This window comes from Streptococcus sp. 1449 (assembly GCF_013276805.1).
In the GTDB taxonomy this organism is placed as follows: Bacteria; Bacillota; Bacilli; order Lactobacillales; family Streptococcaceae; genus Streptococcus; species Streptococcus pseudopneumoniae.
On sequence record NZ_VMLS01000063.1, the window covers coordinates 1 to 22,621 of the forward strand.

At 42.3% G+C, this 22,621-nt stretch carries 16 protein-coding genes, 1 pseudogene and 1 riboswitch; of the genes and pseudogenes, 9 read left to right on the forward strand and 8 right to left on the reverse strand.

Annotation, left to right across the window (positions count from 1 at the left end):
• Positions 1-1,227 (reverse strand): annotated as a pseudogene (locus HT687_RS09700) (transposase); the annotation flags it as partial.
• A gap of 154 nt (positions 1,228-1,381) precedes the next feature.
• Positions 1,382-2,092 (reverse strand): trehalose operon repressor, encoded by a 711-nt coding sequence (gene treR, locus HT687_RS09705; protein ID WP_023936305.1) that lies wholly within the window; start codon positions 2,090-2,092, stop codon positions 1,382-1,384.
• Positions 2,093-2,389: 297 nt separating this feature from the next.
• On the opposite strand from treR, the gene treP reads away from it, so the two are divergent.
• The 3 genes from treP to tig all read left to right on the forward strand — a co-directional run bounded on the left by treP (position 2,390) and on the right by tig (position 7,993).
• Complete coding sequence (treP, locus tag HT687_RS09710; RefSeq protein WP_172924181.1) at positions 2,390-4,357, forward strand: PTS system trehalose-specific EIIBC component; 1,968 nt, start codon at positions 2,390-2,392, stop codon at positions 4,355-4,357.
• A gap of 177 nt (positions 4,358-4,534) precedes the next feature.
• Positions 4,535-6,160, forward strand: coding sequence for an alpha,alpha-phosphotrehalase (treC, locus tag HT687_RS09715; RefSeq protein WP_023936310.1), 1,626 nt, complete (start codon positions 4,535-4,537; stop codon positions 6,158-6,160).
• Between the two features lie 549 nt (positions 6,161-6,709).
• Complete coding sequence (gene tig, locus HT687_RS09720; protein WP_023933102.1) at positions 6,710-7,993, forward strand: trigger factor; 1,284 nt, start codon at positions 6,710-6,712, stop codon at positions 7,991-7,993.
• A 153-nt stretch (positions 7,994-8,146) separates the two neighbouring features.
• On the opposite strand, the gene HT687_RS09725 is transcribed toward tig, so the two are convergent.
• The 3 genes from HT687_RS09725 to rnhC form a co-directional block, all read right to left on the reverse strand.
• Positions 8,147-10,513 carry an ATP-dependent RecD-like DNA helicase gene (locus tag HT687_RS09725; RefSeq protein ID WP_023936312.1) on the reverse strand — a complete coding sequence of 789 codons (2,367 nt, stop codon included), beginning with the start codon at positions 10,511-10,513 and terminating at the stop codon, positions 8,147-8,149.
• A 259-nt stretch (positions 10,514-10,772) separates the two neighbouring features.
• Positions 10,773-11,387: a signal peptidase I gene (gene lepB / locus HT687_RS09730; RefSeq protein ID WP_001083986.1), complete on the reverse strand. Its 615-nt coding sequence runs from the start codon at positions 11,385-11,387 to the stop codon at positions 10,773-10,775.
• 3 nt (positions 11,388-11,390) lie between these two features.
• Entirely contained in the window at positions 11,391-12,272 is an 882-nt protein-coding gene (rnhC, locus tag HT687_RS09735) for a ribonuclease HIII (protein ID WP_023936314.1), read from the reverse strand.
• 86 nt (positions 12,273-12,358) lie between these two features.
• On the opposite strand from rnhC, the gene zapA reads away from it, so the two are divergent.
• The 3 genes from zapA to HT687_RS09750 all read left to right on the forward strand — a co-directional run bounded on the left by zapA (position 12,359) and on the right by HT687_RS09750 (position 15,646).
• A complete protein-coding gene (gene zapA / locus HT687_RS09740; protein WP_031222907.1) occupies positions 12,359-12,661 on the forward strand; it encodes a cell division protein ZapA in 303 nt (100 codons plus the stop codon).
• Positions 12,658-13,206: a CvpA family protein gene (locus HT687_RS09745; RefSeq protein WP_023936318.1), complete on the forward strand. Its 549-nt coding sequence runs from the start codon at positions 12,658-12,660 to the stop codon at positions 13,204-13,206. The genes zapA and HT687_RS09745 overlap by 4 nt, the downstream gene beginning before the upstream one ends.
• 103 nt (positions 13,207-13,309) lie before the next feature.
• On the forward strand, positions 13,310-15,646 hold the full coding sequence (locus tag HT687_RS09750) for an endonuclease MutS2 (RefSeq protein ID WP_054388009.1): 2,337 nt from the start codon (positions 13,310-13,312) through the stop codon (positions 15,644-15,646).
• A 287-nt stretch (positions 15,647-15,933) separates the two neighbouring features.
• On the opposite strand, the gene HT687_RS09755 is transcribed toward HT687_RS09750, so the two are convergent.
• The gene (locus HT687_RS09755) at positions 15,934-17,100 is read right to left on the reverse strand and encodes an IS30 family transposase (RefSeq protein WP_054388008.1); all 1,167 of its coding nucleotides are present in this window, start codon (positions 17,098-17,100) and stop codon (positions 15,934-15,936) included.
• 254 nt (positions 17,101-17,354) lie between these two features.
• A riboswitch (glycine riboswitch) is annotated at positions 17,355-17,443 on the forward strand.
• A gap of 90 nt (positions 17,444-17,533) precedes the next feature.
• Here HT687_RS09755 and HT687_RS09760 point away from each other — a divergent pair.
• The 3 genes from HT687_RS09760 (at position 17,534) to HT687_RS09770 (ending at position 20,737) form a co-directional block, all read left to right on the forward strand.
• Positions 17,534-18,856: a sodium:alanine symporter family protein gene (locus HT687_RS09760; RefSeq protein ID WP_054388007.1), complete on the forward strand. Its 1,323-nt coding sequence runs from the start codon at positions 17,534-17,536 to the stop codon at positions 18,854-18,856.
• 322 nt (positions 18,857-19,178) lie between these two features.
• Positions 19,179-19,727 carry a carboxymuconolactone decarboxylase family protein gene (locus HT687_RS09765; RefSeq protein WP_023933115.1) on the forward strand — a complete coding sequence of 183 codons (549 nt, stop codon included), beginning with the start codon at positions 19,179-19,181 and terminating at the stop codon, positions 19,725-19,727.
• Between the two features lie 110 nt (positions 19,728-19,837).
• The gene (locus HT687_RS09770; RefSeq protein WP_023933117.1) at positions 19,838-20,737 is read left to right on the forward strand and encodes a TDT family transporter; all 900 of its coding nucleotides are present in this window, start codon (positions 19,838-19,840) and stop codon (positions 20,735-20,737) included.
• A 24-nt stretch (positions 20,738-20,761) separates the two neighbouring features.
• On the opposite strand, the gene serS is transcribed toward HT687_RS09770, so the two are convergent.
• On the reverse strand, positions 20,762-22,036 hold the full coding sequence (gene serS / locus HT687_RS09775) for a serine--tRNA ligase (RefSeq protein ID WP_023933119.1): 1,275 nt from the start codon (positions 22,034-22,036) through the stop codon (positions 20,762-20,764).
• Between the two features lie 213 nt (positions 22,037-22,249).
• Positions 22,250-22,621 (reverse strand): DUF956 family protein, encoded by a 372-nt coding sequence (locus tag HT687_RS09780; protein ID WP_000079356.1) that lies wholly within the window; start codon positions 22,619-22,621, stop codon positions 22,250-22,252.

Consider the following 22,621-nt stretch of genomic DNA (forward strand, 5'->3'; position numbering starts at 1 on the left):
TTGCGCTTGATAAGTTTGATGAGATTATTGGTTGCTTCTAATTTGGCGTTAGAATAGTGTAGTTGAAGGGCGTTGACAATCTTTTCTTTATCCTTGAGGAAGGTTTTAAAAACAGTCTGAAAAAGAGGATGAACCTGCTTTAGATTGTCCTCAATGAGTCCGAAAAATTTGTCAGGCTCTTTATTCTGGAAGTGAAAAAGTAAGAGCCGATAGAGATTATAGTGGTGTTTCAAGTCTTCTGAATAGCTCAAAAGCTTGTCAAGAATCTCTTTATTGGTCAAGTGAATACGAAAAGTAGGGCGATAAAAACGTTTATCACTCAATTTACGACTATCCTGTTGAATGAGCTTCCAGTAGCGCTTGATAGCCTTGTATTCATGAGATTTTCTATCGAATTGGTTCATGATTTGGACACGCACACGACTCATAGCACGGCTAAGATGTTGTACAATATGAAAGCGATCTAGAACGATTTTAGCATTCGGGAGTGAAACAGTCTGGGAGACTGTTTCAGCCTGAGCCTAGAAATTTGAAAGCGAATCTGTTTAGCTAAGTCATAATAAGGACTAAACATATCCATAGTAATAATTTTCACTCGACATCGGACGACCCTATCATATTTAAGAAAGTGATCTCGAATGACGGCTTATGTTCTACCTTCAAGAACAGTGATGATATTGAGCTTATCAAAATCTTGCGCAATGAAACTCATCTCCATCTCCCGATTGAAACAGTCACTCCCTGGACTGTTTCAACGTCCCAAGACATAATCTCAGGCAGATGTTTAAAATTACACTCAAAGTGGAAGTCATTGAGCTTTCGAATGACAGTTGAAGTTGAAATGGCCAGCTGATGAGCAATATCGGTCATAGAAGTCTTTTCAATCAACTTTTGCGCAATTTTTTGGTTGATAATACGAGGAATTTGGTGATTTTTCTTGACGATAGAAGTTTCAGCGACCATCATTTTTGAACAGTGATAGCACTTGAATCGACGCTTTCTAAGGAGAATTCTAGTAGGCATACCAGTCGTTTCGAGGTAAGGAATTTTCGACGGTTTTTGAAAGTCATATTTCTTCATTTGACTTCCGCACTCAGGGCAAGATGGGGCGTCGTAGTCCAGTTTGGCGATGATTTCCTTGTATGTATCCTTATTAATGATGTCTAAAATCTGGATATTAGGGTCTTTAATGTCTAGTAATTTTGTGATAAAATGTAATTGTTCCATATGATTCTTTCTAATGAGTTGTTTTGTCGCTTTTCATTATAGATCTTATGGGACTTTTTTTCTACAATAAAATAGGCTCCATAATATCTATAGGGGGGTACCCACTACAAATATTATAGAGCCGAAAAAGGCTGAGATCTAGTGTCTCAGTCTTTTATTTCTTGCGCTTTGCAAAATCTACAAAGTGAAATTTTTCTAATTTATGGCGACTTTCGGTAAACTGAAATTGGCGTCCGTCTTGGAGATAGACTTTTGATTTAATCGAAACGACATAAGGGTCTTTGCCAATGTCCATGAGAATCTTGTCTCTGTCATTTGAGTGGTCAATGGTTATTTCCTTTTGAGCATAATCAATAAGGAGTTTGAGGTCGTCCTCTATATAAGAATAGATGGACTGCTCAGCAATTTGGCGAGTGATATTTGGGATTAGTTCCATATCCAGATAGTCCGTATCCAGAACGGATACCAGATCATCCACCACACGCTGGCGGACCACCTTCCAAACCATACGAAATTCTGGGAAGCCAGTTATTAGTGAGGATTTTTTATCAATAATAATCTTGTCCAGACTGACCACGTTGGTTTTAGAGCGCAGTCCAAGTTCTTGAACTAGTTCTTGGTAGCTGGTTAGGTTGGATACAGGGAAATTGACGGTTTCTTCTTTGACGACTTGAGAACCTTGCCCTCTTATCTTTTTGATCAATCCTTCCTCTTGGAGGAGAGACAGAGCCTTTCGGACGGTATCACGACTCACTTGATATTGCTCCATGAGGTCATGCTCGCTAGGAAGGAACTCTCCGACAGCGTAAGTCTCGTTTTGAATGGTTTCGTTGATTTGCTTAAATAGTTGTTGATATTTCTTCATTTGGCTTCCTTATACTCTTCGAAAATCTCTTCAAACCACGTCAGCTCTATCTGCAACCTCAAAACAGTGTTTTGAGCAACCTACGGCTAGCTTCCTAGTTTGCTCTTTGATTTTCATTGAGTATTAAATGGCTTTTTAGTCTAGTTCAATGAACACCTGTATCTATTTTACCATACAAGTGCTAGAAAAATGACAAAAAATCCTCTTTTTACATCAAACAAGTTGCAGACAAGTTTGGTATCGTTTACAATATTCTTATCAAATCAAACTTGCTTTGACAAGTATAAGGAGAATCAAATGGGAAAATTTGAACAAGAAGCCAAGAATCTGCTTCAGGCAATTGGAGGCAAGGAAAATGTGACTGCCGTAACCCACTGTGCGACACGGATGCGGTTTGTTTTAGGAGATGATAAGAAGGCTAATGTCAAGGCTATCGAATCAATTCCAGCTGTTAAAGGAACTTTTACAAATGCAGGTCAATTTCAGGTGATTATTGGGAATGACGTGCCCATTTTTTATAATGATTTTACAGCTGTTTCAGGCATTGAGGGTGCTTCCAAAGAAGCAGCCAAGTCTGCAGCTAAGAGTAATCAAAACGTGGTCCAACGTGTCATGACCACTCTGGCGGAAATCTTTACTCCGATTATTCCAGCCTTGATTGTTGGTGGATTGATTCTTGGTTTTCGTAATGTCTTGGAAGGTGTGCATTGGTCTATGTTGGATGGCAAGACCATCACAGAATCCTCTCAGTTTTGGGCAGGGGTTAATCACTTCCTCTGGTTGCCTGGTGAAGCTATCTTCCAGTTCTTACCAGTAGGGATTACTTGGTCTGTTTCTCGTAAGATGGGAACCAGCCAAATTTTGGGAATTGTTCTCGGAATCTGTTTGGTATCGCCTCAGTTGCTCAATGCCTATGCGGTTGCTTCAACGCTAGCAGCTGATATCGCAGCAAACTGGGTTTGGAATTTTGGTTATTTTACTGTTAATCGTATTGGTTACCAAGCCCAAGTTATCCCAGCCTTGCTTGCAGGTTTGAGTCTGTCTTATCTTGAAATTTTCTGGCGCAAACATATCCCAGAAGTCATTTCCATGATTTTTGTACCTTTTTTGTCATTGATTCCAGCCTTGATTTTGGCTCATACTGTTTTGGGACCAATCGGTTGGACAATTGGACAAGGACTTTCATCAGTTGTCTTGGCAGGTTTAACTGGTCCAGTTAAATGGCTCTTCGGTGCAATTTTTGGTGCCCTCTACGCTCCATTTGTCATCACAGGTCTGCACCATATGACCAATGCCATTGATACACAATTGATTGCGGATGCTGGTGGCACTGCCCTATGGCCAATGATTGCTCTTTCTAATATTGCTCAAGGCTCAGCCGTGTTTGCCTATTATTTCATGCATCGCCATGATGAGCGTGAGGCTCAGGTTTCACTTCCTGCAACCATTTCGGCCTATCTCGGTGTTACAGAACCAGCTCTTTTTGGAGTTAACGTAAAATATATTTATCCATTTGTTGCTGGGATGACTGGTTCAGCCCTTGCAGGCATGTTATCCGTTACTTTTAATGTAACTGCGGCTTCTATTGGTATCGGTGGTTTGCCAGGTATTCTCTCTATTCAATCTCAATACATGCTGCCATTTGCAGGAACTATGCTAGTTGCGATTGTTGTTCCAATGCTCTTGACTTTCTTCTTCCGCAAGGCTGGTCTCTTTACAAAAACAGAGGACGATACGGACTTGCAGGCAGAATTCGTTGCTCAAGAAGAAGCAGAATTTGTGAGTCATGAACCAGTAGAACTTACTCCAGTAGAAATTGTTAGCCCGCTGACTGGCCAAGTGAAAGAACTAAGTCAAGCAACGGATCCAGTCTTTGCTTCAGGTGTCATGGGGCAAGGTCTGGTCATTGAACCAAGCCAAGGTGAGTTGACTTCTCCAGTCAATGGGACAGTGACGGTTCTTTTTCCTACCAAGCATGCCATTGGTATTGTCTCTGACGAGGGGGTGGAATTGCTCATCCACATCGGTATGGATACAGTAGGTCTTGATGGCAAAGGATTTGAAAGTCTTGTAGCCCAAGGAGACCATGTCACAGTTGGTCAGCAACTGATTCGTTTTGATATGGATGTCATTAAGGCTGCAGGTCTGGTGACAGAAACTCCTGTTATCATCACCAACCAAGATGCTTATACAGCGACTATTCCCGGAACTTATCCGACAACGATCCAAGCTGGAGCATCTCTCATGGTCGCTACACGAATCTAATACTCTTCGAAAATCTCTTCAAACCACGTCAGCTCTATCTGCAACCTCAAAATAGTGTTTTGAGCAACCTGTGGCTAGCTTCCTAGTTTGTTCTTTGATTTTCATTGAGTATAATTGAAATAGCACAAATAGGGACGGAAGACTGCTTCCTCCCTTTTATCAGAAAAGGAGAAACAGATGACACTTGATAAAGGAAAAGTAGTCTATCAAATCTATCCAAAATCTTACAAAGACACCACTGGCAATGGTATTGGGGACTTCCGTGGAATTATTGAAAAAATTCCCTATTTAGCCAAACTAGGTGTGGATATGGTCTGGCTCAATCCATTCTATCCAAGCCCTCAACGGGATAATGGTTACGATATTTCAGATTATATGGCAGTAGATCCTCTTTTTGGTGATATGGCTGATTTTGAGGAAATGGTGCGTGTCGGTCAAGAGCACAAGATTGACTTTATGCTGGACATGGTACTCAATCATTGTTCGACAGAGCATGAATGGTTTCAGAAAGCCTTAGCTGGGGACAAGTATTATCAAGACTTTTTCTTCATCCAAGACCAACCAACAGATTGGCAGTCTAAGTTTGGTGGCTCTGCATGGGCGCCCTTTGGGAATACAGGGAAATACTACCTTCACCTCTTTGATGATACCCAGGCTGACCTTAACTGGCGCAATCCCAATGTCCGTAAGGAGCTTTTCAAGGTTGTTAATTTCTGGCGCGACAAGGGTGTCAAAGGTTTCCGATTTGATGTGATCAATTTGATTGGCAAGGATGAAGTCTTAGTGGATTGTCCTGAAAATGAAGGAAAGCCAGCTTACACAGACAAGCCCATCGTTCATGACTATTTGCGTATGATGAATCAAGCCACTTTTGGATCAGACGATAGTTTTATGACAGTTGGGGAAATGTCCTCAACCACCATGGGAAATTGTGTCCTTTATTCGTCGCCTGACCGTCAGGAATTATCCATGACCTTTAATTTTCATCATCTCAAGGTGGACTATAAGGATGGACAAAAGTGGACCTTGGCTCCCTTTGATTTTGAAGAGTTGAAGAGTCTTTACCATAGCTGGGGCAAGGAAATGAGTGATAAAGGTGGTTGGAGTGCTCTCTTCTGGAACAATCACGACCAACCACGCGCTTTAAACCGTTTTGTTGATATTCAAAACTTCCGCAAGGAAGGAGCTACCATGCTAGCGGCCAGTATTCACCTTTCACGTGGGACACCTTATATCTATATGGGCGAGGAAATCGGGATGATTGACCCAGACTATGATTCTATTGCTGATTATGTGGATGTCGAATCGCTCAATGCCTATCAGATGCTCTTAGAGGAAGGGAAGAGTCAGGAAAAAGCCTTCCAGATTATTCAAGCTAAGTCGCGTGATAATTCACGAATTCCTATGCAGTGGGATGCTTCTGAAAATGCAGGCTTCACAGTAGGGACTCCTTGGCTCAATGCAGGAAAATCCTACCCTCACATCAATGTAGAAAATGAAATCCAAGGTCCGATTTTCACCTTCTACCAAGACTTGATTCGACTGCGTAAGGAAATGCCTATCATCTCAGAAGGAAGTTACAAACCAGCCTTTGAAGATAGCAAGCAAGTCTATGCTTTTGAACGTCAGTATGAGGCTGAAAAGTTACTTGTGCTCAATAATTTTTATGCCACAGAAGTGGAAATCGATTTGCCAGTAGCCTACCAAAATGGACAAATTTTGATTTCAAACTATGAAGACGCAGAAGTGTCTGAGAAAATTCTACTCAAACCCTATCAAACACTGGCTATTTATGTAAATTAATACTCTTCGAAAATCTCTTCAAACCGTGTCAGTTTTATCTGCAAACTCAAAGCGGTGCTTTGAGCAACCTGTGGCTAGCTTCCTAGTTTGCTCTTTGATTTTCATTGAGTATAAACTTAGCAAGAAGACCTCTTTTTCAGAAAAGCAGGGTTCTTTTTGATGTCTATTCCATCCTTGAAAGTGTAGAACAAACTGTCAATCGAAAGTGATTATGTCCCAAAAAAATGGTGAGATTGAGGGCAATTATTTTGCTTTCATTTGACAAGAGGAACCCTTGAAGCAGTTTTGTCAGCTAAACCAAGGCTAATCTTAGCCTTGGCTTGTCAGCCTAACAGCATCAAGCATCTTATCAAATGAAATAGAGGGCTAGCTATCAGCTAGTTAAAACATCTAATTTTTAGGAGGGCTGGGTGACTAACTTCATTATAGAACTTTCATTTAGTTAGCAAAAAGGCTTGTTGTCTATAATTGTCTGCATTAGTCTAGATTTTATTTATAGAAAATGTTATAATAGACTGTATTTAAAAAATTTTAAGGAGAAATGACAGAATGTCTGTATCATTTGAAAACAAAGAAACAAACCGTGGTGTCTTGACTTTCACTATCTCTCAAGACCAAATCAAACCAGAATTGGACCGTGTCTTCAACTCAGTGAAGAAATCTCTTAATGTTCCAGGTTTCCGTAAAGGTCACCTTCCACGTCCTATCTTCGACAAAAAATTTGGTGAAGAGTCACTTTATCAAGACGTTATGAACGCTCTTTTGCCAAATGCTTATGAAGCAGCTGTAAAAGAAGCTGGTCTTGAAGTGGTTGCTCAACCAAAAATTGACGTAACTTCAATGGAAAAAGGTCAAGACTGGGTTATCACAGCTGAAGTCGTGACAAAACCTGAAGTTAAATTGGGTGACTACAAAAACCTTGAAGTATCAGTTGATCTAGAAAAAGAAGTAACTGACGCTGACGTTGAAGAGCGTATTGAACGCGAACGCAACAACTTGGCTGAATTGGTTATCAAAGAAGCTGCTGCTGAAAACGGCGATACTGTTGTTATTGACTTTGTTGGTTCTATCGATGGTGTTGAATTTGATGGCGGAAAAGGTGAAAACTTCTCACTTGGACTTGGTTCAGGTCAATTCATCCCTGGTTTTGAAGACCAATTGGTAGGTCACTCAGCTGGCGAAACTGTTGATGTAGTTGTAACATTCCCAGAAGACTACCAAGCAGAAGACCTTGCAGGTAAAGAAGCTAAATTCGTAACAACTATCCACGAAGTAAAAGCTAAAGAAGTTCCAGCTCTTGATGATGAGCTTGCAAAAGACATCGACGAAGAAGTTGAAACACTTGCTGAATTGAAAGAAAAATACCGCAAGGAATTGGCTGCTGCTAAAGAAGAAGCTTACAAAGATGCAGTTGAAGGTGCAGCAATCGATAAAGCTGTAGAAAACGCTGAAATCGTAGAACTTCCAGAAGAAATGATTCACGAAGAAGTTCACCGCTCAGTAAATGAATTCCTTGGAAACTTGCAACGTCAAGGTATCAACCCTGACATGTACTTCCAAATCACTGGAACTACTCAAGAAGACCTTCACAATCAATACCAAGCAGAAGCTGAGTCACGTACTAAGACTAACCTTGTTATCGAAGCAGTTGCCAAAGCTGAAGGATTTGACGCTTCAGAAGAAGAAATCCAAAAAGAAATCGAGCAATTGGCAACAGACTACAACATGGAAGTTGCTCAAGTACAAAGCTTGCTTTCAGCTGATATGTTGAAACATGATATCACAATCAAAAAAGCTGTTGAATTGATTACAAGCACAGCAACAGTTAAATAATCTTATACTCTTCGAAAATCAAATTCAAACCACGTCATCGTCGCCTTACCGTACTCAAGTACAGCTTACGGCTATCTTCCTAGTTTGCTCTTTGATTTTCATTGAGTATTCATAAACAAAAATCCCACCTGAATTGGTGGGTTTTCTTGTGCACTATTTTCCAAAAATCTCTTTGAGATCTGCATCTGTAATCCCAATCATGGCCGGGATGCTGTCCCAGTTTTCTTCGGTTAGGATGTAGGATTGTTCAGAGGTACTTGATGTGGCTGTTTCAGAGACAGCTGGTTGCTTTTCTTCAACATTCTCCAATAAATCACTGAAGCGTTCAATCAGATAGGTTTTTCGGGCAGTTCCGATATGTTGAGTAGCATAGTCGAAGGCCTGTAATTCGCCTAGTAAGATAAGCTTGCTTTTGGCGCGTGTAATGGCTGTATAGATGAGATTGCGCTCCAGCATACGCCTACTAGCACTGGTGATCGGTAGGATGACAACAGGGAACTCACTTCCCTGTGATTTATGGATGCTCATGGCATAGGCCAGGCGAATCTTGTACCATTCGTTACGTGGGTAAGAGACTTCATTGCCATCAAAATCAATAACAATCTCGTCTTGTTTCGACTCGGTGTATTTACCAGGAATCAGGTCTGTGATGGCTCCTAAATCTCCATTAAAGACATTGATTTCAGCATCGTTGACCAAGTGAATGACCTTATCTCCCTTACGATAGTGGCACTGGGGAGCTTCAAAACTGAGTTGGTCTTTTTGTGGTGGGTTCAGGAGGTCTTGCATGAGTTGGTTGATGGCATCAATCCCTGCCGTCCCTCGGTACATGGGAGCCAGAACTTGGATATCACGGGCAGGAATGCCACTTCTGAGGGCAGCGCCTAAGATTTTCTCAATCGTAGCAGGAATATGGCCACTAGCAATTTCAAAGTAGGAACGGTCAGCTTTTTTCTGGGTGAAATCGGCTGGCAAGATGCCCTGTCGGATTTGACTAGCTAGGGTGACGATGGTTGATTCTTCGCTTTGCCGATAAATTTTTTCCAAGCGAGTCTGAGGAATTAAAGGAATATGAAGGAGGTCAGCTAGAACTTGTCCAGGGCTGACAGACGGTAGCTGATCGCTATCTCCCACGATGAGAATCTTACTGTTAGAAGAGATGTTGGAGAAGAGTTGATTGGCCAGCCAAGTATCCACCATGGAAAATTCATCCACGATAATAAAGTCAGCATCCAGATAATCTTCCAGATGACTAGTATCATCGTCACCTGTCATTCCCAAGTGGCGATGTATGGTCGCGCTAGGCAAACCTGTCAATTCATTCATGCGACGAGCAGCTCGACCAGTTGGAGCAGCAAGAAGAATGGGCAGATTGCTTTTCTTCCTGAAGTCAAGTCCTTCTAAAAGGGCATAAACAGCGATGATTCCATTGATAACAGTTGTCTTACCAGTACCAGGCCCACCTGTCAGGATAAAGACCTTGTTCTGGATAGCGTCACAAATAGCTTGTTTTTGAATGTTATCATACTCAATCCCCAGTTCTTGCTCGACAGTAGTGATATGCTTTTGAATAGTTTCTAAATCTTGTCTCTTCTGTTCTCCTTTTTCAAGGATACGAATCAAGTGACTGCGGATACCTTCCTCAGCGAAAAAGAGGCTGTTGTCAAAGATCTTGGTATCAATCTGCTGAACCTTGTCTTCTTCAATCAGGTAGGAGAGCTCTTGGGCAACTTGGCTGGGGTCTAGTTCCACGGGACGGGAAGACTCAAGGAGAGTAAGGGTTTGTTCCAGCAAATCCCGTGCTTCAACATAGGTGTCCCCTGTTTCCATACAGGCCTGAAAAAGACTGTGAACTAGACCGGCGCGGAAGCGTTCAGGAGCCTGACTTTCGATGCCTAGTTCCTCAGCTAGTTGGTCAGCAATGGTAAAGCCCAAACCCTTGATATCCTCAACTAGCTGGTAGGGATAATTTTCAACCACATCAAGGGTTTCTTCCTTGTAAAAGTCTTGAATCTGAAAGGCTAGTTTGTTGGGAATGCCGTAGTTGGCCAGTTTGGCCAAAACCATCTCCGTTCCGTAGTTGAGACGAAGAGTGGAGACGAAAGCCTCGCGATTTTTGGCAGATAGTCCTGCGATGCCTTCTAACTTTTCTGGGTGTTGCAGAATTTCGTCAATGGTATTGTCGCCGTAGGTATCCACAATTTTCTGAGCTGTCTTGAGACCAATCCCCTTGAAATGACTACTTGAAAAGTACTTGACCAATCCCTTGCTAGTTGGTTTTGCACGTTCATATCGGCTGATTTGCAGTTGTTCTCCATACTTGGAGTGCTGGACAATTTGCCCCCAAAAAGTATAGTCTTCGCCCTCAATTACATCAGCCATGGTTCCTGTGACAATGATTTCAAAGTCATCAAAATCCTCTGCGTCCGTATCGTCGATTTCTAGGAGGAGGATGCGATAAAAATTGCTGGGATTTTCAAAAATAATCCGTTCAATGGTTCCTGAAAAATAAACTTCCATAAAATTCCTTTGCATGAATAGGTGAGAGTTGGGATTGTTTTTATTTTATACTCTTCGAAAATATCTTCAAACCACGTCAGCTTCCATCTGCAACCTCAAAACACTGTTTTGAGCAACCTGCGGCTAGCTTCCTAGTTTGCTCTTTGATTTTCATTGAGTATAACTTTGTTTCTATCTTAATCAAACTGAGTAGTAAATAATCATCTTCTCACGATAGAAGAAGAGGCTGAGATTGGTGACTCTCGGCCTCTTCGATTTCTTAAAATGTTCCGATACGGGTGATTGGCCAGAAGCGGAATTTAGCTTCTCCTGTGATATCTTTTGCTTTGAAAGTACCTACGTGGCGGCTGTCGCTCGAAACCAAGCGGTCGTCTCCGAGGAGAAGGTATTCTCCTTCTGGAACAGTAAAGCTAAAGTTGGTGTTATAGTTGACATCAACTGTGAAAGCTTGGGCTTTTTGAGCGATACTTCTAAAGAAAGTGCCTTTATTTCCTTCAAATCCCTTGCCTGAGTAAGTGCTTTGGAGTTTGTCATCCTTGAAACGTTTGATGTAGTCAGCTAGGTAAGGTTCGTCCGTCTCTTTATCATTGATGTAAAGTTTATCGTTTTCGTAACGGATAGTGTCGCCAGGCATTCCAATCACGCGCTTGACGATGTCCTTATTGCCATCTTCCTCATGGGCAACCACGATATCAAATCGGTCAATAGGGAGGTGCTTAACGACAAAGAGAATTTCGCCATCCGCTAGGGTAGGATCCATGGAGTGTCCTTCTACGCGGACATTACTCCAAAAAAAGATACGACTTAAAGCTAGTAATGACAGAATCAGGAGGAACAATCCCCACTCTTTTAAGAAATTTTTAAATGAATTCATAATTTACCTTTCTAAGCGTTTTTTCGCTTTTTCAGTATTTTTAAAGTGCAGTTTGGCGCAGAAATTGAGTCCCTGCATACCATAGGCTTGTAAAATCTGGCTAGCTACCTTATCAGAAGCCGTTCCAGCTCCACTTGGAAGTTGATAGCCCAGTTCTCGTCCTAGATTTTCTAGATTTTCCAGAAAGAGATCACGCGCAATGATAGAAGAAACTGCGACAGCCAAGTATTTTCCCTCAGCCTTTTCTTCTAAGCTGATAGGATTGCTGAAACGATTGGCCTCTTGTGCCAAGTACTTGTCATAATTTTTAGCACTGGTAAAGGCATCAATCACAATTTTCTCAGGCTGAACACCTTTTTGAAGGAGGAGATAAATAGCCTGATTATGGAGGGCAACCTTAACAGAAACAGCATTGTAGCGTTCTCCGATGACCTCGTTGTACTTGCTGGGTGAGAGAAGCAGTGCCTGGTGCTGGATTTTTTCTTTGAGGATAGGGGCAATCTGACGAATCTTTTGGTCGGTCAGAGTCTTAGAATCCCCCACACCGAGTTTTCGTAAGAAGTCGTGCTGGTCTGGTGTGACAAAGGAAGCCACAACTGCAAGCCCACCAAAGTAGGAACCATTTCCCACCTCATCTGTCCCAATCAAAGGGAAATTTTGTCCGCTGGTTTCTTCTACCATTTGATAGCCAAAGAAACGAGCGTATTTCTCGGCTCCCTCACCCTGAAGCAAGACCTTTCCAGAAGTATAGATAGAAACCGTTGCTTGAGGTAGTCGCAAAAAGTAGCGAATATAGGGATTCTTGCTGGGAGCTAGACTGCTTTGATAGTGTTCAAGAAAAGCCTGAATCTCCTTTTCGCTTGGTGTGAGTGTTATACTTGCCATAGTTTCTATTGTACCATAAAAGCAGGCAAATTTGTAAAAACTGACAAAATTAGCGAATTTTGGTATAATATCGTGAGGTGAATTTTATGGCAAATCTAAATCGATTCAAATTTACATTCGGGAAAAAATCATTAACCTTGACAAGCGAGCATGATAACCTTTTTATGGAGGAAATCGCCAAGGTTGCGACAGAAAAATACCAAGCAATTAAAGAACAAATGCCTAGTGCAGACGATGAAACCATCGCTCTTTTGTTGGCAGTCAACTGTTTGTCAACTCAACTCAGCCGTGAGATTGAATTTGACGATAAGGAGCAAGAGATAGAAGAACTCCGCCACAAGCTTGTGACTTGCAAGCAAGAACAGAGCAAGATTGAGGACTCCTTATGATTTCGCTCCTTCTTCTATTGGTCTTGGCTTGGGGATTTTATATCGGCTATCGGAGAGGCCTGCTCTTACAGGTTTATTACCTGATTTCAGCTATGGCATCTGCTTTTATGGCTGGTCAGTTTTACAAGGGGCTTGGCGAGCAGTTTCACTTATTGCTCCCTTATGCAAATCCGCAGGAAGGTCAGGGAACTTTCTTTTTCCCATCGGATCAACTCTTTCAGTTGGATAAGGTTTTTTATGCAGGTATCGGCTACTTGCTTGTATTTGGGATTGTCTATAGCATCGGTCGTTTACTTGGTCTTCTCTTACACTTGATTCCTAGTAAAAAACTGGGTGGTAAGTTGTTTCAAGTTTCAGCAGGGATCTTGTCCATGTTGGTGACCTTATTTGTCTTGCAAATGACCTTGACCATACTAGCAACCATTCCCATGGCAGCTATACAAAATCCTCTTGAAAAGAGTATTGTCGCAAAACACATCATCCAGAGCATACCAGTAACAACCAGTTGGCTCAAACAAATCTGGGTGACAAATTTAATCGGATAAAAAGGGCAGGAATTTTCCTAGCCCTTTGTTTACAGATTTGACTCGAATCTATCAGAATGTAAAAAGCTACCACACCTAGACATTCAAAGACAAGGAAATAACGATGAACAAGAAAATATTAGAGACATTAGAGTTCAATAAGGTTAAGGCCTTGTTTGAACCCCATTTGTTGACCGAGCAGGGCTTGGAGCAATTGAGACAGCTGACTCCGACTGCCAAAGCAGATAAAATCAAACAGACTTTTGCTGAGATGAAGGAAATGCAGGCTCTTTTCGTTGAGCAACCGCATTTTACCATTCTCGCAACCAAGGAAATTGCAGGAGTCTGCAAACGGCTGGAGATGGGGGCAGACCTCAATATTGAGGAGTTCCTACTCTTGAAGCGCGTGCTTCTTTCTAGCAGAGAACTGCAAAGTTTTTATGCCAATCTGGAAAATGTCAGCTTGGAAGAATTAGCCCTTTGGTTTGAGAAATTACATGATTTTCCGCAATTACAAGGAAATCTCCAAGCCTTTAATGATGCAGGTTTCATTGAAAATTTTGCCAGTGAAGAATTGGCGCGCATCCGTCGAAAAATCCATGATAGCGAGAGTCAGGTACGCGATGTTTTACAAGACCTGCTCAAGCAAAAAGGGCAGATGTTGACAGAAGGGATTGTTGCCAGCAGAAATGGCCGTCAGGTTTTACCTGTCAAAAACACCTACCGCAATAAGATTGCAGGTGTCGTTCATGATATTTCTGCTAGTGGAAATACCGTCTATATCGAACCCCGTGAGGTGGTCAAACTGAGCGAAGAAATTGCCAGTTTACGAGCAGATGAGCGCTATGAAATGCTTCGCATTCTCCAAGAAATTTCTGAGCGTGTTCGCCCTCATGCGGCTGAGATTGCTAATGACGCTTGGATTATCGGTCATCTGGACTTGATTCGTGCTAAGGTTCGCTTTATCCAAGAAAGGCAAGCAGTCGTTCCTCAGCTATCAGAAAATCAAGAAATTCAACTGCTCCATGTCTGCCATCCTTTGGTCAAAAATGCCGTTGCAAATGATGTCCATTTTGGACAAGATTTAACAGCTATTGTCATTACAGGTCCCAATACTGGTGGTAAGACCATCATGCTTAAAACTCTGGGCTTGACGCAGGTCATGGCTCAGTCTGGTTTGCCGATTTTAGCAGACAAGGGAAGTCGTGTTGGTATTTTTGAAGAAATCTTTGCCGATATTGGAGATGAGCAGTCTATTGAGCAGAGCTTGTCTACCTTCTCTAGTCACATGACCAATATCGTGGATATTCTTGGCAAGGTTAACCAACATTCACTCTTACTCTTGGATGAGTTGGGGGCTGGTACTGATCCCCAAGAGGGAGCAGCCCTTGCCATGGCTATTCTGGAGGACCTTCGCCTGCGTCAGGTCAAGACCATGGCGACCACCCACTATCCAGAACTCAAGGCCTACGGTATTGAGACAGCCTTTGTGCAAAATGCCAGCATGGAGTTTGATACTGCAACTCTTCGCCCAACCTATCGCTTTATGCAGGGTGTGCCTGGCCGAAGCAATGCCTTTGAAATTGCCAAACGTCTAGGTCTATCTGAAGTTATCGTAGGGGATGCCAGCCAGCAGGTCGATCAGGACAATGATGTCAATCGGATTATTGAGCAGCTGGAAGAGCAGACGCTAGAGAGCCGCAAACGCTTGGACAATATCCGTGAGGTGGAGCAAGAAAATCTCAAGATGAACCGTGCTCTCAAAAAACTTTACAACGAACTCAATCGTGAAAAGGAAACCGAGCTTAATAAGGCGCGTGAACAGGCCGCTGAGATTGTGGACATGGCTCTAAGTGAGAGTGACCAGATTCTTAAAAATCTCCACAGCAAATCTCAACTTAAACCCCACGAAATCATTGAAGCCAAGGCCAAGCTGAAAAAATTGGCTCCTGAAAAAGTAGATTTGTCCAAAAATAAGGTTCTTCAAAAGGCTAAGAAAAAACGAGCTCCAAAGGTGGGCGATAATATCGTAGTTCTTAGTTATGGCCAGCGTGGTACCTTGACCAGTCAACTCAAGGACGGCCGTTGGGAAGCACAAGTCGGCTTGATTAAGATGACTTTGGAAGAGAAAGAGTTTGACCTTATTCAAGCCCAGCAAGAAAAGCAAGTCAAGAAGAAACAGGTCAATGTCGTGAAACGAACCTCTGGTCGTGGCCCACAAGCCAGACTGGACCTTCGAGGCAAACGCTATGAAGAGGCTATGAATGAGCTAGATGCCTTTATCGACCAAGCCCTGCTTAACAATATGGCGCAAGTTGATATCATCCATGGTATCGGAACAGGAGTCATCCGAGAAGGTGTCACCAAATACCTACAAAGAAATAAGCATGTCAAGAGTTTCGGCTATGCCCCACAAAATGCTGGAGGGAGTGGCGCAACTATTGTGACTTTTAGAGGATAAGAAATATTTCGGAATTCATAAAGTAAAAACTGTTGGGTAAATTCCCAAACTAAGTTCCACCGCTAATCCAAGTGGAAGTTAGTCTGATAAAAATCCTAAAAACCAGTGGAAATCCGTGTCAGGGTAAGTTCCACTGGTTTTACTCATGCTTGATTTCATCGCTTTTGTAGCCAAAATGAATCGAAAAAAAGAGCGCACAAAATCCCCTCATCTGAAAGCGTTTCAGATTAAGTTCCGCTATGGTGGAAGTTAGTGTGAGACGTTTGAATGCGGTTAAAGATTAGTTTTTAGAACTTATGTTGGAGTAATTTAGACGACTGGCAGACGTCTTCTGCAGGTATTTTAGAAATGCCGAGAAGCTTAGGAATCTCTTCTCCATAGGTAAATGCAAAGAGTTCATAGGCTGACTCTCCATTCAAAGCAGCACGTTTGACGCTGTTGACATGCGAACAGACGAGATTGATGTCCTCTTGAGTTAAATTGTCAAAAGAAGTTCCCTTAGGTAGAATGTCGCGAATCAGCGTGTGATTTTTCTCAATTCTGCCTTTCTGGTCAGAGCGATTAGGGTCACAAAAGAATAGCTTACTCTCTCCTCGCACATCCATTTCGATATCATCAACCCTGGCAAACTCTCCACCATTATCTGTCAGGATGACAGGAAAGAGTTGGAAGAAATCTTTGGCAGCTTGGTGAAGAGTGTTCTTGATGTCATAGAGGTGTTTGGTAACCTCAAGGGTAGTTTTATTATCCAGAAGTCTAGCGAAGATAAAGTTACAGAAAGAGAGATTGAAGGTGAGTAGGACTTTACCTCCCATCCTCCCCATAACTGTATCCATTTCCAGCCAAGAGTCTAGTTGATTCAGTGCTAAATAGTTTTGGAAATCCTCATAGGAACGGCCTTTTTTAGCTTCTTTAGGGATGGAAGGTAGCTTACTTTTCCGTCTTTCTTTGAATTTAACGGCTCTGGCTAGGTCAATAGGAGCGATAGATAGGTATCCTTTTCGGATGTGTCGATAGACGGTTGAGGAGCTGACATCAAGATTGTGAGTTTTGAGGATATGATAGATGTGTTGTCCTTTTTTAACACCCTCAGAAATGACTTTGTCCATGTCCCAGAAGGTCTTGGAATTGAGGGGAGTTCCTTCACGAGATTCAACCAGAGTTTGTTCGTACTGCTTTTGAGCTTGCTTAGCGAGGTAGAAGATCTTTTTATAGCCACAATTCTGTCTTCTTTGAGGACATCCATTACAGACAAAGGGAGTTTTGTCAAGTAGAGGGCAAGGAAGGTTATGGCATGTAGACTCTCGGACTCGTCTGTTTCGTTTGACTTCTTTGGAGACAGTGGTCGGGTCTTTTAGAATGGACTGTCCGATAGCTTTGAAGGTTTCACCGCGCTCTAAGCCTAATTGGATATCATTACGGTCTGAAAGGGTAAGGTGTTTATGTTTTGTCATAGTGAGCCTCATTTCTAACTCAAACGTCTCACACTTAATTCCACCATAAAAATCCGTTTTAGACTAATTTCCACTTTGGTCAAGCAAGTGGAAGTTACTTTGAGAAGTTACCGTAAAAACTGTTGAACTAATTTTTACTAATAAACACATTGACAAAAGCCAACATTTTTTGTAAAATAAGAATCAATTAAATACCAACACCGAATGAAGTTTAATAGAAGTGGGGAATCGTTTGATTTTCCATGACTGTAAATGGACGGAACTCTGGAGAGACCGTAAAGGCACCGAAGGGGCAAGGCAGGCAACTGCTCAAACTCTCAGGTAAAAGGACAGAGCTAGGATAGACCGCTTTTTAGCATTTATCTAAGCATTCCAGAGTACATGTATCTTGCATGTGCTCTTTCTTTTGGGGTTGAAACGATAGGAGAAGGAAATGTTAGAATTGCTTAAATCAATCGATGCTTTTGCTTGGGGACCGCCCCTCTTGATTTTATTGGTCGGAACAGGGCTTTACCTAACTATTCGGCTAGGACTCTTGCAAGTTTTGCGTCTGCCCAAGGCCTTTCAGCTTATTTTTATCCAGGATAAGGGACATGGGGATGTATCCAGTTTTGCAGCTCTGTGTACAGCCTTGGCATCAACTGTTGGAACAGGAAATATCATAGGAGTTGCGACGGCTATCAAGGTTGGTGGACCAGGAGCTCTATTTTGGATGTGGATGGCGGCTTTCTTTGGAATGGCTACCAAGTATGCGGAAGGACTCTTGGCCATCAAATACCGCACCAAGGACGACCATGGTGCAGTAGCGGGAGGTCCCATGCACTATATCCTTCTAGGGATGGGAGAAAAGTGGCGACCACTTGCTGTTTTGTTTGCAGTAGCAGGAGTATTGGTTGCTCTCTTGGGAATCGGAACCTTCACCCAAGTCAACTCGATTACAGAATCTATCCAAAATACAACGATGATTTCACCAGCCATCACAGCTCTCGTTTTGTCTGTTTTTGTAGCGATTGCAGTCTTTGGCGGACTCAAGTCCATTTCAAAGGTTTCAACTACTGTTGTTCCTTTTATGGCTATCATTTATATCTTAGGAACTCTTACAGTTATTTTCTTTAATATCGGGAAAATTCCTTCTACAATCGCTTTAATCTTGACATCGGCTTTTAGTCCCCTTGCTGCGGTAGGTGGATTTGCTGGTGCTAGCGTTCGGATGGCTATTCAAAATGGTGTGGCGCGTGGTGTGTTCTCAAATGAATCTGGTCTAGGTTCTGCTCCCATTGCAGCGGCTGCGGCTAAGACAAATGAACCAGTAGAGCAAGGTTTGATTTCTATGACAGGAACCTTTATTGATACTCTCATTATCTGTACTCTGACTGGTTTGACCATCTTGGTGACTGGTGTTTGGAGTGGTGACTTAAATGGGGTTGCCTTGACTCAGTCAGCCTTCTCAACAGTCTTTTCACACTTTGGGCCTGCCCTCTTGACCATCTTCCTTGTACTTTTTGCCTTCACAACGATTCTAGGTTGGAACTATTACGGAGAACGCTGTTTCGAGTTCCTCTTTGGTGTTCGTTTTATCTGGCTCTACCGTGTGGTCTTTGTGCTCATGGTCTTGTTGGGAGGATTTATCGAGTTGGATATGGTCTGGATTATCGCAGATATCGTCAACGCCTTGATGGTTCTGCCAAACTTGATTGCCCTCTTAGTCTTGTCGCCAGTCGTTATTGCTGAAACTAAAAAGTATTTTGACAAATAATGAAATCACACATGGCGTGTGATTTTTTTGCCTATAAATGATTTTTATCAAGCTGATATATAATATATATTATGCAAATGATTGGAAGTGTGATAAACTAATACTCAATGAAAATCAAAGAGCAAACTAGGAAGCTAGCCGCAAGCTGTACTTGAGTACGGTAAGGCGACGCTGACGCGGTTTGAATTTGATTTTCGAAGAGTATAATATACAACGAAAATCTTATGAGAGAATAAACCTTTGTCTTAAATAAACTTAGGAATCAGGATTTTATAAGATTTTCCAATAATATTAGTGTCAATAACAAGAAAAGAGGTATCTTATGACAACATTTACAATCCATACAGTAGAATCAGCACCGGCAGAAGTGAAAGAAGTTCTTGAAACAGTAGAAAAAGACAACAATGGCTATATTCCCAACCTAATCGGTCTCTTGGCCAATGCACCGACTGCTTTAGAAGCCTACCGAACTGTCGCATCTATCAACCGTCGCAACAGCCTGACACCCGTTGAGCGTGAAGTGGTGCAAATCACGGCAGCCGTGACCAATGGTTGTGCCTTCTGTGTCGCAGGTCACACAGCCTTTTCCATCAAACAAATCCAGATGAATGATGACTTGATTCAAGCTCTTCGCAATCGTACTCCAATTGAAACAGATCCTAAATTGGATACCCTAGCTAAGTTTACTTTGGCAGTTATCAATACCAAGGGTCGTGTAGGAGATGAAGCCTTGTCTGAGTTTTTAGAAGCTGGCTACACCCAACAAAATGCCTTGGATGTGGTTCTTGGTGTCAGCCTAGCAAGCCTCTGTAACTATGCCAACAACCTAGCCAATACCCCAATTAACCCAGAATTGCAATCTTATGCTTAATTCATATCTGAGTAAAAAATGAAGTCTGAAATCAACGGACTTCGTTTTTTATCCCCTCATTTAAGCGCTTTTATGCTATACTGAAACTAACATGATTATTGGAGGTTAGGATGAAAAAACTCCCCTTGGTATTTTCTGGTTGTTTGCTAGGTTTAGCAGGATCTGGAAATCTTATTTTAGATACGTTGCCGGTTCTGTCACATCTTTTTAGTCTGACAGGTTTGATTTTGTGGATTTACTTTCTGCTTCTGCATCTTTTTAATTGGAAAGAAACCAAGCAAGAGTTGACCAAGCCCCCTCTTTTATCAGGAATGGCCACCTTTCCCATGGCTGGGATGATTTTATCGACCTATGTCTTTCGCGTCTTCCCTCATCTTCCTTTGGTAGCGCAAGGGCTCTGGTGGTGTTCATTTCTCTTGGATTTGGCCTTGATTGCTGGTTTCACTATCAAGTTTGCTTGTCCGGGTCGGAGGGTTCATGCTACTCCTAGCTGGACGGTGCTTTATGTAGGGATAGCGGTAGCAGCCTTGACTTATCCTCTGGTGGGTATCATTGAAATTGCCTATGTGACCTTGAGTTTTGGTTTTCTTCTTACCTTCTATCTCTATCCCCTTATTTATAGTGATTTAAAGAAGCAACCACTCCCACTAGCCTTGCTTGGGCAAGAAGGTATCTACTGTGCTCCCTTTTCTTTGCTTTTGGCTTCTCTGGTTCGAGTTGGAGGAGCTAGCCTACCGACTTGGGTCTTGATTTTCATGCTTTTGGCTTCCCAATCCTTCTTTTTCTTTGTTTTGACTCGCCTACCCAATATTTTAAAACAAGGTTTTCAACCAGCCTTCTCAGCCCTCACCTTCCCGACTATTATCACAGCTACTTCGCTTAAGATGGCTCAGGGAATCTTGAAACTTCCATTTTTGGATTATTTGGTACTGGCTGAAACTGTTATTTGCCTAATCATTTTGCTCTTTGTATTAGGCGCTTATCTGATTTGGTTACGAAAAAAGGTCTAGCTAGAAATAGCTAAACCTTATTTTTTATGGTCTGATAACTTCAGCTCCACCCATGTATGGACGAAGAGCTTCTGGAATGGTCACAGAACCATCTGCATTTTGGTAGTTTTCAAGAATAGCAGCCACTGTACGTCCAACTGCAAGTCCAGAACCGTTTAAGGTATGGAGCAATTTCACCTTGCCATCTGCTTCATCACGGTAACGGATTTGGGCACGACGGGCTTGGAAATCTTCTGTGTTTGAACAGCTTGAGATTTCACGGTAAGTATTTTGGGCTGGAATCCACACTTCCAAGTCGTAAGTCTTCGCAGCTGAGAAGCCCATATCTCCAGTAGAGAGAGCAACGACACGGTATGGAAGGTTGAGTTTTTGAAGAATGTTTTCAGCGTTGGCCGTCATTTTTTCCAATTCTTCGTAAGATTCTTCTGGTTTGGCAAATTTGACCATTTCAACCTTGTGGAATTGATGCAAACGAATCAAGCCACGAGTATCACGGCCAGCTGAACCAGCCTCAGAACGGAATGATGGACTCATAGCAGTGAAGTAGATTGGAAGATCTTTGCCGTCCAAGATTTCATCACGGTAGTAGTTTGTCAGAGGAACTTCAGCTGTAGGAATAAGGACATAATTGCTGTCGCTGAGTTCAAAAGTATCTTCCTTGAATTTTGGATATTGACCAGTACCAAACATAGAGTCATGGTTAACCATATAAGGTGTGATGACTTCAGTATAGCCTTCTTTTCCATGTTCATCCAACATAAAGTTGTAGATAGCACGTTCCAAACGAGCACCGAGGCCTTTATAGAAGAGGAAGCGAGCGCCTGTTACCTTACCACCGCGTTCCCAATCAAGGATACCAAGCTCTTCACCAAGATCCCAGTGAGCTTTTGGCTCAAAGTCAAACTCGCGTGGAGTCCCCCAACGGCGAACTTCCACATTGTCGTCTTCGTCCGCCCCAACAGGAACGCTGTCAGCTGGGATATTTGGAAGAGTAGTGGTAAATTCTGTCAATTTAGCATCGATTGCTGCCAATTCAGCATCCAAGGCTTTGACCTCAGCAGATAGAGTTTGCATGGCAGCAATCTTGTCATCTGCATTTTCCTTGTTACGTTTGGCTTGGGCAATCTCAGCAGAAACTGTGTTACGTTCTGCCTTGAGAGTTTCAACCTTGACCAAGATGTCACGACGCTTAGCATCGATTTCTTTCATCTCATTCAAGACAGCAGCATCTACACCACGTGTAGCCAATTTTTCTGCGACAGCATCAAAGTCTGTACGAATACGTTTGATATCTAACATAAGAACTCCTTTATGAAAAAAGCACACCTGACAAAGCGTTGGAGTGGCAGGGCCACGGTTCCATCCAACTTCACAGGTGTGCACTTGATTGTGTATGTAATTGTTATTAACGGTAGAATTTCACCTATCCCTCCTATCTGCTCGCAGCATCCGCAGACTTTCTGAAAGAAGAAGATAACCTACTTATCCGTTGCTATGATTATACTAAAGTTTCTACTTTTTTGCAAATAGATTTTTAAATTTTTGACCAATTGTCTGAATCAGGGTCGGAAGTTTGATGACCTTGTCATTACCCAGTTTTTCACGAGCAATTTTGAGAATGGCACCTGAGTCTTTTGAAGCAAAGAGGAATTTTCCTTTGTCTGTAAAGACTTCGAAGTGGCGACTGATTTTCCGCCCAGTGACATTGGCTCCAATTTGGTTGATATGGCTCCAAGGAATCTGGATAAATTGTTCAACATTGACATCGGGGTAAAATTCCAAAGCCTGATCTCCGACAAGGAATTTCCCAACTTTCCCAGCGATAGAGAGGTAGGAAGTGCCTGTCGTACTGAGGAGTACTGTTTTGTTAAGTGATTGAGCCAT

Bases quoted from the DNA above. Each gene is read 5' to 3' on its own strand.
- treR (WP_023936305.1), bottom strand. From the start codon at position 2,092: ATGAAGAAATATCAACAACTATTTAAGCAAATCAACGAAACCATTCAA.
- treP (WP_172924181.1), top strand. From the start codon at position 2,390: ATGGGAAAATTTGAACAAGAAGCCAAGAATCTGCTTCAGGCAATTGGA.
- treC (WP_023936310.1), top strand. From the start codon at position 4,535: ATGACACTTGATAAAGGAAAAGTAGTCTATCAAATCTATCCAAAATCT.
- tig (WP_023933102.1), top strand. From the start codon at position 6,710: ATGTCTGTATCATTTGAAAACAAAGAAACAAACCGTGGTGTCTTGACT.
- HT687_RS09725 (WP_023936312.1), bottom strand. From the start codon at position 10,513: ATGGAAGTTTATTTTTCAGGAACCATTGAACGGATTATTTTTGAAAAT.
- lepB (WP_001083986.1), bottom strand. From the start codon at position 11,387: ATGAATTCATTTAAAAATTTCTTAAAAGAGTGGGGATTGTTCCTCCTG.
- rnhC (WP_023936314.1), bottom strand. From the start codon at position 12,272: ATGGCAAGTATAACACTCACACCAAGCGAAAAGGAGATTCAGGCTTTT.
- zapA (WP_031222907.1), top strand. From the start codon at position 12,359: ATGGCAAATCTAAATCGATTCAAATTTACATTCGGGAAAAAATCATTA.
- HT687_RS09745 (WP_023936318.1), top strand. From the start codon at position 12,658: ATGATTTCGCTCCTTCTTCTATTGGTCTTGGCTTGGGGATTTTATATC.
- HT687_RS09750 (WP_054388009.1), top strand. From the start codon at position 13,310: ATGAACAAGAAAATATTAGAGACATTAGAGTTCAATAAGGTTAAGGCC.
- HT687_RS09755 (WP_054388008.1), bottom strand. From the start codon at position 17,100: ATGACAAAACATAAACACCTTACCCTTTCAGACCGTAATGATATCCAA.
- HT687_RS09760 (WP_054388007.1), top strand. From the start codon at position 17,534: ATGTTAGAATTGCTTAAATCAATCGATGCTTTTGCTTGGGGACCGCCC.
- HT687_RS09765 (WP_023933115.1), top strand. From the start codon at position 19,179: ATGACAACATTTACAATCCATACAGTAGAATCAGCACCGGCAGAAGTG.
- HT687_RS09770 (WP_023933117.1), top strand. From the start codon at position 19,838: ATGAAAAAACTCCCCTTGGTATTTTCTGGTTGTTTGCTAGGTTTAGCA.
- serS (WP_023933119.1), bottom strand. From the start codon at position 22,036: ATGTTAGATATCAAACGTATTCGTACAGACTTTGATGCTGTCGCAGAA.
- HT687_RS09780 (WP_000079356.1), bottom strand. From the start codon at position 22,621: ATGGCTCAATCACTTAACAAAACAGTACTCCTCAGTACGACAGGCACT.